12 protein-coding genes are annotated in these 12,488 nt (G+C 66.7%); 3 read left to right on the top strand and 9 right to left on the bottom strand.

What is annotated here, in order from left to right; genetic code table 11:
* Positions 1-68: 68 nt before the first annotated feature.
* The 3 genes from AC1DW9_RS30300 to htpX all read right to left on the bottom strand — a co-directional run bounded on the left by AC1DW9_RS30300 (position 69) and on the right by htpX (position 4,158).
* Positions 69-1,796 (bottom strand): heparinase II/III family protein, encoded by a 1,728-nt coding sequence (locus AC1DW9_RS30300; protein ID WP_441507447.1) that lies wholly within the window; start codon positions 1,794-1,796, stop codon positions 69-71.
* Positions 1,797-1,868: 72 nt separating this feature from the next.
* Positions 1,869-3,230, bottom strand: coding sequence for an RsmB/NOP family class I SAM-dependent RNA methyltransferase (locus tag AC1DW9_RS30295; protein WP_441507446.1), 1,362 nt, complete (start codon positions 3,228-3,230; stop codon positions 1,869-1,871).
* Position 3,231: 1 nt separating this feature from the next.
* The gene (gene htpX / locus AC1DW9_RS30290; protein WP_441492701.1) at positions 3,232-4,158 is read right to left on the bottom strand and encodes a zinc metalloprotease HtpX; all 927 of its coding nucleotides are present in this window, start codon (positions 4,156-4,158) and stop codon (positions 3,232-3,234) included.
* Positions 4,159-4,271: 113 nt separating this feature from the next.
* On the opposite strand from htpX, the gene AC1DW9_RS30285 reads away from it, so the two are divergent.
* Together AC1DW9_RS30285 and AC1DW9_RS30280 are read left to right on the top strand one after the other, a co-directional pair.
* Positions 4,272-4,541 carry a DUF1674 domain-containing protein gene (locus AC1DW9_RS30285; protein WP_441492702.1) on the top strand — a complete coding sequence of 90 codons (270 nt, stop codon included), beginning with the start codon at positions 4,272-4,274 and terminating at the stop codon, positions 4,539-4,541.
* A gap of 64 nt (positions 4,542-4,605) precedes the next feature.
* On the top strand, positions 4,606-5,907 hold the full coding sequence (locus AC1DW9_RS30280) for a class I SAM-dependent methyltransferase (RefSeq protein ID WP_441507444.1): 1,302 nt from the start codon (positions 4,606-4,608) through the stop codon (positions 5,905-5,907).
* Positions 5,908-6,023: 116 nt separating this feature from the next.
* Here AC1DW9_RS30280 and AC1DW9_RS30275 read toward each other — a convergent pair whose 3' ends face one another.
* Positions 6,024-6,341: a DUF2853 family protein gene (locus AC1DW9_RS30275; RefSeq protein WP_069878671.1), complete on the bottom strand. Its 318-nt coding sequence runs from the start codon at positions 6,339-6,341 to the stop codon at positions 6,024-6,026.
* Between the two features lie 239 nt (positions 6,342-6,580).
* On the opposite strand from AC1DW9_RS30275, the gene AC1DW9_RS30270 reads away from it, so the two are divergent.
* Positions 6,581-7,528, top strand: a complete 948-nt coding sequence (locus AC1DW9_RS30270) for a 2-hydroxyacid dehydrogenase (protein WP_476855269.1) — start codon at positions 6,581-6,583, stop codon at positions 7,526-7,528.
* Between the two features lie 63 nt (positions 7,529-7,591).
* On the opposite strand, the gene AC1DW9_RS30265 is transcribed toward AC1DW9_RS30270, so the two are convergent.
* The 5 genes from AC1DW9_RS30265 to AC1DW9_RS30245 form a co-directional block, all read right to left on the bottom strand.
* Positions 7,592-8,077 carry a L,D-transpeptidase gene (locus AC1DW9_RS30265; protein WP_441492768.1) on the bottom strand — a complete coding sequence of 162 codons (486 nt, stop codon included), beginning with the start codon at positions 8,075-8,077 and terminating at the stop codon, positions 7,592-7,594.
* A gap of 173 nt (positions 8,078-8,250) precedes the next feature.
* Positions 8,251-9,429 (bottom strand): aminotransferase class V-fold PLP-dependent enzyme, encoded by a 1,179-nt coding sequence (locus AC1DW9_RS30260; protein ID WP_476855268.1) that lies wholly within the window; start codon positions 9,427-9,429, stop codon positions 8,251-8,253.
* Positions 9,429-10,505 (bottom strand): tryptophan 2,3-dioxygenase family protein, encoded by a 1,077-nt coding sequence (locus AC1DW9_RS30255; protein WP_441492706.1) that lies wholly within the window; start codon positions 10,503-10,505, stop codon positions 9,429-9,431. Before AC1DW9_RS30255 ends, AC1DW9_RS30260 begins: the two co-directional genes overlap by 1 nt.
* Positions 10,506-10,563: 58 nt before the next feature.
* Complete coding sequence (locus tag AC1DW9_RS30250) at positions 10,564-11,397, bottom strand: heme ABC transporter ATP-binding protein (protein ID WP_441492707.1); 834 nt, start codon at positions 11,395-11,397, stop codon at positions 10,564-10,566.
* Entirely contained in the window at positions 11,390-12,469 is a 1,080-nt protein-coding gene (locus AC1DW9_RS30245) for a FecCD family ABC transporter permease (protein ID WP_441492769.1), read from the bottom strand. Before AC1DW9_RS30245 ends, AC1DW9_RS30250 begins: the two co-directional genes overlap by 8 nt.
* Positions 12,470-12,488: the final 19 nt, after the last annotated feature.

Raw genomic sequence — 12,488 nt, 5'->3', positions numbered from 1 at the left:
GGCTTGGCGGGGCCGTATCATGCCGGGCCCTGGATGCAAAGGGCGGTGTCCGGAGCGGCGTCCCGCCGTCAAAGCGGCAGTTGTGCCTCGGGTCCGCCCCGTTCATGCGACCGCGTTGCCCGCGGTGCCGTGCCGACGCGGGTCAAGCGCCAGGTGACTTGCGGCGTCACGGCAGCGTCGAAGCTGATCGTCAACTGCTCGGTTCTCCGTTTGCCGTCGGCTGCGGCGAGGAAGATGCTTTCCTCGATCGTGACGGCAAGGCCGGAGGCTTCGAACTCCCAGACTTCGCCGGATGGCAGCGCGAGCAGGGCGCCTTCGCCCTCGCGGATCAGGCTCGTTCGGATACCGGGGTGCAGGTGGAAGCGTGCCACGGCCGGCAGGGTTTCGGTTCCCTTGGGCAGGGCGATCTCGTCTTCGCCTGTCAGCGTCGTGCCGTCATTGCTGAGCAGCAGGCGGCGGGTGTGCAGGGCGCCGAGATTGCGATGGTAGCCATCATGGCTCGCGACCCATTCATGGCCTGCCTCGCTGTCCTGCCGCGCGACGCGCACGTCGGAGGGGCCGGCGATGATGCGGTGTTCACCGAGTACGAGGCCGAAGGAGGCGCTGGAGCGCTCCGCCAGGATCACCGTGGAATGGGCTGCGGTGCTACGCGCGGCCAGCCGGAGCTCGGGCGGTCCGAAACGGCTGGCGCCGCAATTGACGATGATGCGCTGGCTGCCGCTTGAGAACTCGAAGGACAGGCAACCTGCATGGGCCTCGACCGAGTTGGCCCCTCGCGGCGCCGCGCCGGCATCGACCACCACGGTGCTGCGGCCGGCGCCGAGCCGATCATAGCCGGAATAGGCGGCATGCTCGATCGGCCGCGCGCGGGCGTCGTCATAGGCCGCGAGCGTAGCCATCAGATCGGGCGGGGTAATGCCCATGCCGTTGAAGAGGGCGAGCGAGCCGTCGCCATGCCGGAACAGCCGCAGATGCGGCATCATCCGCTCGATCGCCATGAGGACACTGCGCGGAGGTTCGAGCCCGCGCGCGACGAATGTCTCGCGCAGGGGCAGGAGATCGAGCAGCAACTCGATGATCAGCCGCGGATTGCGGCTGAGATGGCCGCCATCGGGCAGGATCTGGACGTCGAGCTCGTCGGACAGGGCGGCCTCGGCGCGCCTCAGCCGGCGCTCCTGGCCGTCGAGGCTGATCGCGGCGAAGGTCACTGCGATCAGGCATTGCAGCCGCGCTGCGCCATCGACCGCGCCGGACAGCGTCAGCGTCAGCCGCTCCGTCAGCCGCCCGACATGGCGGATGAAGCGCTCGTAGAAAGCGTGATCTGCGCCCTCGAGAAGGAGCGGCGAATGCGACAGGAAGGAGATCAGTCGACGCGCGGCGACAGCCGGCTGCCTTGCGATCTCGCTGCGGTCGTGCCGCCTGTCGATGAACTCGTCGACCAGCGCGCGCGCATTGGCGCGGGCGATCGCGGTATCGGCGGCGCGCATGTGCCGAAGCCAGGAGAAGCCGTACAGGGCCTCGGACCAGCCCTCGCTCGGCGGCTGGCAGTCGAAGGGCGATTCGCCATGGGTTCTCAGCGTGCGTCCGGCGAAAGCATAATACCCGGAATAGATATCGCCGGCCGTAGTCGGATCGGCGGTGCGCAAATCATGCGGAGCAAAGAGCAGACGGGTGGCCTGGACATGGCCGAAAGGCCAGAGCTTCCGCGCGGCGCCGACGAACTGGCCACGCGTACGCCGCGCAGCCCGACCGATCGCCGCCTGGGCAAGCCCCCTACGCTCAGTCCAGCCGTTCAATGCCCCCGCTCACCCCGTCCCGATGCGAATCGTCCCGGAGGACGTGGTCGCGCCCTGCGAATCCCGGTTTCGTCATAGCCTGATCAGACGGCTTGCGTAAAATCCTGTCCATCCTGAGAGCCGCGGGCTTTCGCCGCGAAGCTGATGCGGCAAGGTACGAAGGTCGCCGGCGGCGTTGATCGCCTCAGGGAGGCCGCCGATATCCTCGGGCTTGATCGGCACGCGTGCAAAATCCGGGTTCGCGGCGAGGAAGGCGTCGATCTGGTTCTCGCCCTCTTCCGGTTCAAGCGAACAGGTGCAGTAGACCAGGCGGCCGCCGGGCCGCGTCAGGCGCGCCGCCGCGTCGAGCAGCCGGGCCTGGAGTGCGGCGAGCTTGTCGCGATCCTCGGGTGTCTTCGTCCAGGCGACATCGGGATGGCGGCGGATCGTGCCCGTGGCGCTGCAGGGGGCGTCGAGCAGAACCGCGTCGAACGGCTCGGCCTGCCAGTTTGCGGCGTCGGTCGCCAGGATCTCGGCCGTGAGCCCGAGCCGTTCCAGATTGGCGCGCAGGCGGCGCAAGCGCGGCGCCGAACGATCGACTGCGGTCACGGCGGCGCCGGCTGCCGCGAGCTGTGCCGTCTTTCCGCCCGGCGCGGCGCAGAGATCGGCGATGCGTTCGCCCGGCTTGGGCGCCAGCAGCAGCGCCGGCAGTGCGGCGGCGGCGTCCTGCACCCACCATTCGCCTTCCGCAAAGCCAGGCAGGCTCGGCACCGGCGAGCGTTCGCGCAGACGCACCGATCCGGTCGGCAGCACGATGCCGCCGAGTTTCTCGGCCCAGCCTTCGGCGTCACCCTTCACGCTCAGATCGAGCGGCGGCTCGTCGGCGTGGCTTGCTGCGATGGCGGCGGCCGTTTCATCGCCATAGGCGCTGCGCCAGCTTTCGGCGAGCCAGGGCGGGGTGTCGGCAAAGGGGGCGGCGCTTCCGTTCAGGATCGCGTCGCGCTCGCGGGCAAGCCGGCGCAGCAACGCATTGCCCAGCGCGACATAGCGGGCCGAACGCGCATCCTCGTGGAGATGGCGGATCGCGAGATCGACGGCGGCATGATCCGGCACGTCGAGGAACAGGATCTGGGCCGCGCCGGCGACCAGAATCGGCTCGAACGGGCCCGAATTCTTCGGGCTGCCGCGTTCGAGCCGCGCATTGATGGCGTGCTGGATCGTGCCGAGCCGGCGGAAGGCGGTGATGGCGATGGCGCGCGCCAGTGCTGCGTCGGCGGCGTCGAGCCCGAAGGCCGGGCTCATGCGTTCATAGGTTTCGTCGAGCGCGGTGCCGGCCCGGAGCACCTCGTCGATCAGGTTCGCTGCAAGGCGGCGCGCCGGCAGACCCGGGGCATCATCGGCTGGCCGGGCGGGAGCCGGTGCCGGTTTGCCGCGCGAATTGTCCTGTTCAGTCATCTCAGCCCCACGGGCCGGGCTTGTGGGAGCCGTTCCACGGGCTCTGTGCGGCCTGGCTGGTGAAGCCGCCGGCATTGCGACCCCGGCCGATACCCATGGCGCGCGCCTGTTCCATCAAGGCGGCGATTCGATTGCCGGTGTCGGGGTGGGTCGAAAACAGAGAATCCATGCCGCGTCCGCTCAGGGGATTGATGATGAACATGTGGGCCGTAGCAGGCTTGGCCTCCGCCGTCTCGTTCGGAATATGCGCGACGCCCCCGGCGATCTTGGCAAGCGCGTCCGCGAGCGCGACCGGATTGCCGCAGATTTCGCCGCCGAGCCGGTCCGCCTCGTACTCGCGGGAACGCGAGATCGCCATCTGGATCACCATCGCGGCCATCGGCGCGAGCACCGAAATCAGGATCTGCACCAGCAATCCCGGCCGGTTCTCGCGCGAGCCGAAGAACATGCCAAAGGTGGTGAGCGAGGAGATTGCGCCCGCCATGGTCGCGGTGATGGTCATCGTCAGGGTGTCGTGATTTTTGATGTGGGCAAGCTCGTGTGCCATCACGCCGGCGAGCTCATCGTAGCTCAGCGTGCGCAGGATGCCCGTGGTCGCGGCGACGGCTGCGTTCTGCGGGTTCCGCCCGGTGGCGAAGGCGTTGGGCTGCTCCTCGTCGATCAGGTAGACCCTCGGCATCGGCATGTTGGCGCGCGCGGCAAGGTCGCGCACCATGCCATAGAGTTCGGGCGCGCTGCGCTCGTCGACCTCATGGGCATTGTGGGAGGCGAGCGCGAGCCGATCCGAATTCCAGTAGCTGTAGAGATTGGTCGCGGCGGCGATCCCGAGCGCGATCAGCATGCCGCCCGCGCCGCCGAGCAGATAGCCGACCACGGCGAAGAGCGCGGTGAGGCCGGCCATCAGGATGCCGGTGCGGACGTAGTTCATCTTGGTCCCCTTTGTCGGTCGCAGTCCGGGATGATGAATTCGCTCTCCCCGAATGCGGATTTGCGCCTTATGTGGTGAAGACCATGCCGATCCCGCAAGAGAGCGCTGTGCCAATGCCGAACGACATTGCCAAGGATCAAACTTCGGCCAAGGATCAAGCCTCGGCCAAGGATCAAGCCGCAGTCCTGACGAGCGAGACCGATCGGGCCAGGAGCCTTTCGCCGGCGGCGCAGCGCGCATTGGCCGAAGCACAGGCGCGACGCGCCGAGATCGACGCCAAGGCGGCGGCGGCAAAGCGTGACAAGGAGCTCAACGGCCGCGGTGGTCTCGATCCGGTGCGCTACGACGACTGGGAAGTGAAGGGAATCGCGAGCGATTTCTGACGGGTGGTTGCCAAGCCCCACGCCTGCCGTCAAACAGGTCGGGACGGGGATGGATCGGCCACGCATGGATCGCGACACCAAACGCCTCGCCGCCTTGCGGCGACTTCTGACCGAGGCACACCAGAAACTTGGATTGAAGCTCGGCTTCGCATTATGGGACGGGAGCCGCATCCCCTCCGAGTGGCCTGAGGACGGCCTTGCGATCGCGATCCGCGACTCCGGCGCCGTTGCAGCGCTGCTCCGCAAGCCGAAGCTCGACACGCTGCTGCATCTGCATGTCACCGACCGGATCGCGATCGTGAACGGAACGATCTTCGATCTCGCGGCGGCGCGCCCGGAGGGAAAGGTCGCGCGGCTGGCGCGCGGTATCCCGAAATCGGCGGTGTTCGATGTCGTGAGGCGCTTCCTGCTCGCGCCCGGCGCTGCGCCGCAGGCCGTCGAGCACCTGCAGGGCGACAAGGCCACCCGCGATGGCGCTCCCGCCACCAACAAGGCCAATATCGCCTATCATTACGACGTTTCGAACGCGTTCTACCGGCTCTTCCTCGATGAGGAGATGGTCTACACCTGCGCCTATTTTACCGAGGATCATACCGATCTCGAGCGGGCGCAGCGCGACAAGCTCGACATGATCTGCCGCAAGCTACGCCTGCAGCCCGGCGAGAAGCTGCTCGATATCGGCTGCGGCTGGGGCGCGCTGATCTGCCATGCCGCGCAGCATTATGGTGTCGAGGCACATGGCGTGACGCTTGCCGAGGAGCAGCTCGCGCTGGCTCGCGAGAAGGTCGAGCGACTCGGTCTTCAGGACAAGGTCACGCTGCATCTCAAGGATTTCACGGAGATGGAGGGGGTCTTCGACAAGATCTCCTCGATCGGCATGTTCGAGCATGTCGGCATCCGCAATCACCCGGCCTATTTCCAGGCGGTGAACCGGCTGCTCAAGCCGCGCGGTCTCTATTTGCACCATACGATCTCGCGGCGAGCCAAGAAGACCGAGCGCGCCTTCAACAAGATGCCGGCCGAGTACCGGGCGTTGGTGCGCTATATCTTCCCGGGCGGTGAACTCGACCATCTCGGCATGTCGATCGCCAATCTCGAGCGCCATGGCTTCGAGGTGCATGATGTCGAGGGGTGGCGCGAGCATTACCAGCGCACGACGCGGCTATGGTTCGAGCGGCTGAATGCACGCAAGGCCGAGGCCGAGGCGGAGATCGGTCCCGAGCGGACGCGGATGTGGCTGCTCTATCTCGCGGGCTGTTCGCTCGCCTTCGAGCGCGGTGGCGCGCTGATCAACCAGACGCTGGTCTCGAAGCGGCGCAAGGGACCATCGGGTCTGCCGCTGACGCGCGCGGACCTCTATCGCTGAGCGTGGCGAGAAGCGGATAGGCAATATGGTCGGCCTGGAGCCGACCATCTCGTCCTGGAATAGATTTGTGATCCAGGATGCCCGGGGCCAGCCCGGGCATGCGCGCAGGGCGCGTCTTACTTCTTCACGAAGAGATCCAGCTTCCCGTAGTGCTCGGCCAGCAGGTAGTAGAAGGTCAGGCGCGACTTGGTCTTGTCGTCCTTCATATGCTCGCAGGTTGCCTTGATGGATGCATCGAGATCGGCGCTCTTGAGACCGAGTTTCTTCTTCAGGAAGTTCTCGCGGACGCGCTCCAGTTCGGCCGGATCCGTGCAGGCGACGAAGCGGGTGTCGGGCTTGCCCATGACGAGCGCGTAAGATTTGGACATACCGGCAAAGGCAGCTTCGTTGACGGCCTTCCTGGCGTATTTCTTGACGTCGGCGAGATGATCCATCGATAGCCCCTGTTGGGCTCGGTGCTTCAGGCCCGAGCGCGATTGAAGTCGTGCAAGCAAACGTTAACGCGCTTCTTTGTCGCAGGCGAGAGGTTACGCTAGGCGATGTTGGCCTTTTTCGGCGAGGCGTTCAGAGCGGTTGCATTGCGTCGGCGAGATGGCGGTCCCCGCTCCGAAACGGGTTGAGCAAGCTGCCGTTCGATGTTGCGATGCAACACCGCCATGGAGCTTGATTCCTGATGAAGCCGACCATCCTCATGGCGCCGCGCCTGCCTGATCGGCTCGTCGCGCGTCTGAACGAAAGCTACACATTGCTTGGCCCGATGGCGCGCTCAGCTCCGGATGCGTTGCCGGCAGGGGCCGAGGAGGTTCAGGCTCTCCTGACCATCGGCAGCCACAAGACGGATGCGGCGTTGATCGATGCCCTGCCGAAGCTGCGGTTGATCGCGTGCTACGGCACGGGTTTCGAGGGGGTCGACCGGGTGCGCGCCAAGGAGCGCGGCATCCTGCTGAGCAATGCCGCCGACAGCAACGCGACAAGCGTCGCGGAATTTGCCATGGGCCTGCTCCTGGCCAGCGCGCGGCAGATCAATAGCGGAGACCGGTTCCTGCGCGCCGGACGATGGCAAGGCAATGCGGTCGCGCGGATGGCGCATGTGCCTGGACTGGCTGGTCGCAAGCTGGGCATTTACGGACTTGGCGCCATTGGTGCCCGCATTGCCAGTCGCGCTGCGGCCTTCGACATGAYGATCGGCTACCATAATCGGTCGCCGCGCGCAGACCTGCCCTATCTCTATCACGACAGCCTGCTCGGGCTGGCTCACTGGGCGGACCTGCTGGTCGTTTCGGTGCGTGCCAGTGCCGAGAACCGCTACGCGATCAACGCGGAGGTACTGAAGGCGCTCGGTCCGCAAGCGCATCTCGTCAATATCTCGCGCGGCATCGCCGTGGATGAGTCTGCGCTATGCGACGCGCTCGAGGCGGGCGTGATCGCGGGTGCGGCGCTCGATGTCTACGAGAACGAGCCGCATGTCTCCGAGCGGTTGCGGGCCTGCGAGAATGCGGTGCTGACGCCCCATATCGGCGCCAACGCGGAATCGGCGCAGCATGCCCAGCAGGATTTGCTCATCGGCAACCTCGCGGCCTTCTTTTCCGGAAGGCCATTATTGTCGCCGGTTGCCCTCTGAAGCCTCAGTCCGAAAAGTGGATTGCGGCTTTCGCGGACAGCCGATGCAATCACTAGAGATGATCTAAGGCAGGACCACCACGGGCGTGCCCATGCGGACGCGGGCATAGAGATCGATCACGTCGGGGTTGTGCATCCGGAAGCAGCCAAAGGAGGCCGCTGTTCCGATCGTGCCCGGCGCGTTGGTGCCGTGGATGGCGTATTCACCACCCGGCCCGAGGCCGATGACACGGGCCCCCATCGGGTTGCGGGGCGAGCCGCCGGCGATGACGTTGGGCAGGTTCGGCTGGGCGCGCTTGACCTCGGCCGGAGGACTCCAGGCTGGCTCGACTGCGAGTTCCTCGACATATTTGACGCCGCGCCATTGCTTGCCGGCTTTGCCGACGGCGATCTGGTAGCGGATCGCCTCACCAGGCGCCGTGACGAAATAGAGGCTGCGCTGGCCGGTGCGGATCACGATCGTGCCTGGGTAGTAGCGCTGGTCCTGGAACTGGACGAGTTCGCGAGCGAGCGCGGGGCGGCCGGCGAAGGCAAGGGCCAGCAGGGACATCGCGCCTGCAAGCAGCAGGTCGATGGGGGCGAGGCGTCTGGTCACGGTTCATCTCCCGCTTCGGGTTCTGCGGGAGATGTGGCGCTGCGACCGTGAACCGGCGGTTGAGCGATATGGTGAAGCCTGGATTCACGATGAATCCGGCGTAAAATCGATCATTCCGATGATTTCGATCAGGCGTTCAGGGCCTTCATCCGATCGAGAGCCTCGGCCACATCTCCGTCCGACAGCGCCAGTCCAAAGCCGAACCGCAACACGTCGCCGCGATGATCCGTGGCGATGCCGTGCTTCGCCAGTGTCGCCTCCAGCGCTCCGGCTCCCGCGGTGCGGAAGGCGAGGAAATTGCCATGTGCCGCAGGATTGCCAACGGGCGTGATCAGTTGGGCCGGGGATAGCCCGGGAATTGTCAGCGTATCGAGGCCGGAGAGGAACTGCCGCATCAGGGAGATGGCGTGCTCGTGGACGTGATGCGCAGCGAGACTGTTGGCCTGCAGCCATGCCAGCACGGCTCGCATGCGATAGAGCCCGCTGGGATCGAAGGTGGCGCCGAGGAAGCGACCGCCGTCGGCGGAGTAGCCGACACTGCTGCCGGGGGGAGCCGCGAGCGCGCCGAAGGCTGCAAACCAGCCGGTGTCGCGCGGGCGCGGGCCATAACCTGGCGGGCAGTGCATGAAGCAGCAGCCCTCGCCGGCCATCGCGTATTTATAGCCTCCGGCGATGTAGAAGACGCGGTCCGCAATCGCCGAAAGGTCGGTCGGCAGGGCGAGGTAGCCGTGATAGCCATCGATCGCGACCAGGGTTTCCTCGGACGGTACTGCGCCGGCAAGCGCYGCGAGATCGCCTGAGGTCGCTCCCGAATTGAACAGGACCTGGCTGACATAGATCAGGTCGTGGCCACCGGCGATGATCGCCGTCCGGAGGCGCTCGTGAAATGTTGCGAAGGGCTCTGCGGCGATCTCGTCGAGCTGGATCAGTCGCTCTTCGGCCAGTCGGGCGAGCTGCCGCCGAGCCGTGTGGAATTCGGCGCTCGTCGTCAGTATGCGAGGGGTGCGGTCGGCTGGCAGGCAGGAGAGGAGGCGACGCAGGAATTCGTGGGTGTTCGGCGCAAAGGCGATGCTCGACGGATYGGGAAGCCGGAGCTCGCGGGCGATGCCGGCCTGAACCGCCGGAATCAGCTCGCCGAAGACGAGGCTCCATTTATGGCCTGCGAGGCGGGCGGCGTCGGTCCAGGCCTGTTCCTGCGCCGCGAAACTGACATCGGGCCAGTCGTGATGGCTATGCGCCGCGAGGTTGATCCGCTCCGGTGCCGCGTTGCGGAAACGGCTGAAATGAGCTGTCCAGTCGCCGTGCATCAGGCCGCCCCGTAGCTGAAGCCCATGCGCCGGCGTACCCCCTCGGGCAGGGCCGGCAGGTCCCGGGCGGCGAGCAGATAACTGGAGAGATGGAAGAGGTCGATGAAGATGCGGTGCTTCTCGGCCGTGGCGCGCAAATAACCCGAGCCCGAGGAGCCGCCGGTGCCGGGCCGGACGCCGATCATGCGCTCGACCATGAGCGCATGGCGCAGGCGCCAGAGCGTCAGGCTTTCGTCGATGTCCATCAGGTTTTGCAGGAGCCGGAAGGGCAGCTGCAGCACGGGCATGTCGCGATAGAGCGCGATGAATAGGGCTGCTTCGATCGCGCGCGCCGACATGTGCCAGGTTGTGCCGGCGGCGTCCGGCTCGAACAGGGCCTGGAAGCGGGCGAGCGCCGTTTCGATCGCGGCGGCATCGGCCTGGCGCTGCGCTTCCGGCAGGGACGGATCGGTGCCGACGCTGCGCGCATCGCGCTGTAGCGCCGCGGTCACGGCGGCACGATAGCTTTCACGGAAACTGTAGTCGCCAAGTGCGACGAAGGGCGTGCGCGCGAGCCAGGCGTCAAGCTGAGATAGCAGGGACGGTCTATGCTCGGCGTCGAGTTTGGCACGATCCTCGGGCGCGAGGCGTTCGCGCATGCTCTGATCGTCGATCCGGAGACGGAGCGTATCGGCGAGACCGAGACGGCTCTCGATCAGCCGGAACTGCACGGACTGGAAACCCGAGGCCGGGGTCAACAGGTCGCGGAATTCGAGGAAGCCGGCGGGCGTCATCGTCTCCAGGACGTCGAGCTGGCCCACCAGAAGCTTCAGGATCTCATGAATGCGGCCGAGGCCCGCGACGATGCGGCCAAGATTCTCGTCGGCGACCGGGCTCGCCGAGAAGTCGAGCTGGATGCGGTCGAGCTCATGCAGGATTTGCTTGAACCAGAGCTCATAGGCCTGATGGACGATGATGAAGAGCATCTCGTCATGGGCCGGCGTGCCGGCCTTCACGCTCTCCAGGGTCTGGCAGGCCAGCAGATCGTCGACCTGAAGATAACGTCCGTAGGACAATCTGCGCGGTGAAGCGGACATGATCGCGGACCCCGGTTCGGAGCAATTATTTCAAGCTTAAAATAACCGCTCCGGGGGATCAAGCGGCTGCGTTGGGGCGGTGCTGCTGGGGCAGGAGGAAGGGCAGGCCGGCGGCGGGCGCGCGGCTGAAGCTGAGGTCGACCTTGAAGACATTGCGCAGCAAGGCGTCATCCAGCGTTGCTGCCGGCGCCCCCTGGGCGACGATGCGGCCGCGGTCCATCACGACGAGGTGGTCGGCATAGGTCACGGCGAGATTGATATCGTGGAGCACGATCAGCACGGCCACGCCGCGGGCCGCAATCGCGCGTGCCATATCGAGCAGGGCGAGCTGATGGCAGAGGTCGAGGCTGGCGATCGGCTCGTCGAGGAAGAGGGTCTGCCGCGCAGCGACGCTGCGACCGGCCTCGAGTTGGCAGAGCACGCGGGCGAACTGCACGCGCTGCTGCTCGCCACCGGACAAGGTCTGATAACGCCGCGCGGCGAGCTCGGCGACGCCGGCCGAGGCCAGGCATTCGCCGACGAGGGCTTCGCGGCGCTGACGCGACAAGGCGCGCCCGACACCGTCCACGCCGAGGCGTGCGACCTCATAGACGCTGAAGGGAAAGGCGAGCCGCGTGTGCTGCGCCATCACGGCCCGCTGGCAGGCCAGGCGCCAGGACGGGATCGCGGAGAGGCGCTCGCCGTCGAGCAGGACCTCGCCATTGGCAGGCTTCAGTTCGCCGGTGACCAGCTTGAGCAGGGTCGATTTGCCGGCGCCGTTGGGGCCGATCAGGATCGTGGTCTTGCCCGGTTTGAGATCGAGCGAAGCCTCGCTGACCAGCGCGCGCCCGCTGGCCATGAAGCTCAGGGACCGGCCTGAGAGGATCGGCTCGTTGTTGATCGGCTCAGACATCGAGACCATCCGCGCGACGCAGCAGGAGCCACAGGAAGAAGGGCGCGCCGAGTGCTGCAGTGACGATGCCGATCGGCAATTCGGCCGGGGCGACGATCAGGCGCGCGACGATATCTGCGGCGACGAGAAGCGTTGCTCCGCCGAGCGCCGAGAGCGGCAGCAACAGCCGGTGATCGGGGCCGATGGCGAGGCGGATCAGATGCGGCACGACGATGCCGACGAAGCCGATCACGCCGGCCGAGGCGACGCTGGCGCCGACGGCCAGGGCCACGAGCAGGATCGCCAGCGCCTTGATGCGCTGGATCGGGATGCCGAGATGGTAGGCTTCGGCCTCTCCGAGCATCAAAGCGTTCAGCCCGCGGGCCAGGAGGGGCACCGCCAGCAGCAGCGGCAGGACGATGGGCGCGATGACCACGAGCTTGGTCCAACTCGCGCCGCCAAGGCTGCCGAGCGACCAGAAGGTCAGGTCGCGCAGCTGTCGGTCGTCGGAAATGAAGGCGAGGACGCCGGTCAGCGCGCCGGCAAGCGCGCCGAGCGCGACACCGGCGAGCAGCATGGTCGCGACCGAGGTCCGACCCTGGCGGGTCGCAATGAGATAGAGGGTCAGGGTCGAAATCAGGCCGCCGCAGAAAGCGCCGAACGGGAGGGCTGCAAAAGGCAGCTTCATCGTCAGGCCGGCGAGAAGGCGGTCACCGAGCACGATGGTCGCAGCCGCTGCCAGGCCGGAGCCGGCGGAGACGCCGACGAGGCCGGGATCCGCGAGCGGATTGCGGAAGAGCCCTTGCATCAGGGCTCCGGAAATCGCGAGTGCGGCGCCAACGAGGGCGCCGAGCAGCACGCGCGGGAGGCGGATATTGAGGACGACGAGCGCGTCGCGCCCTTCCAGCAGGGCGGTCTCGCCTGTCAGCCTGGCCCAGAGGATCTCGGCGACCCGGCCAGGCGGAATCGAGAACGCACCTTGCCCGACGGCCACGATCATCAACAGGCCGCAGAGCAGAACAAGGCCGACGATGACCAGAACGGCCTGCCGCCGTTGTCCGGCTGCGAAGCTGGCGAGCGCGGCCGTGGCCATCGTGTCGGCTGGACGGACG

It is taken from the genome of Allobosea sp. P4_E12 (assembly GCF_056401655.1).
This window is presented reverse-complemented; position numbering and strand designations above follow the sequence as displayed.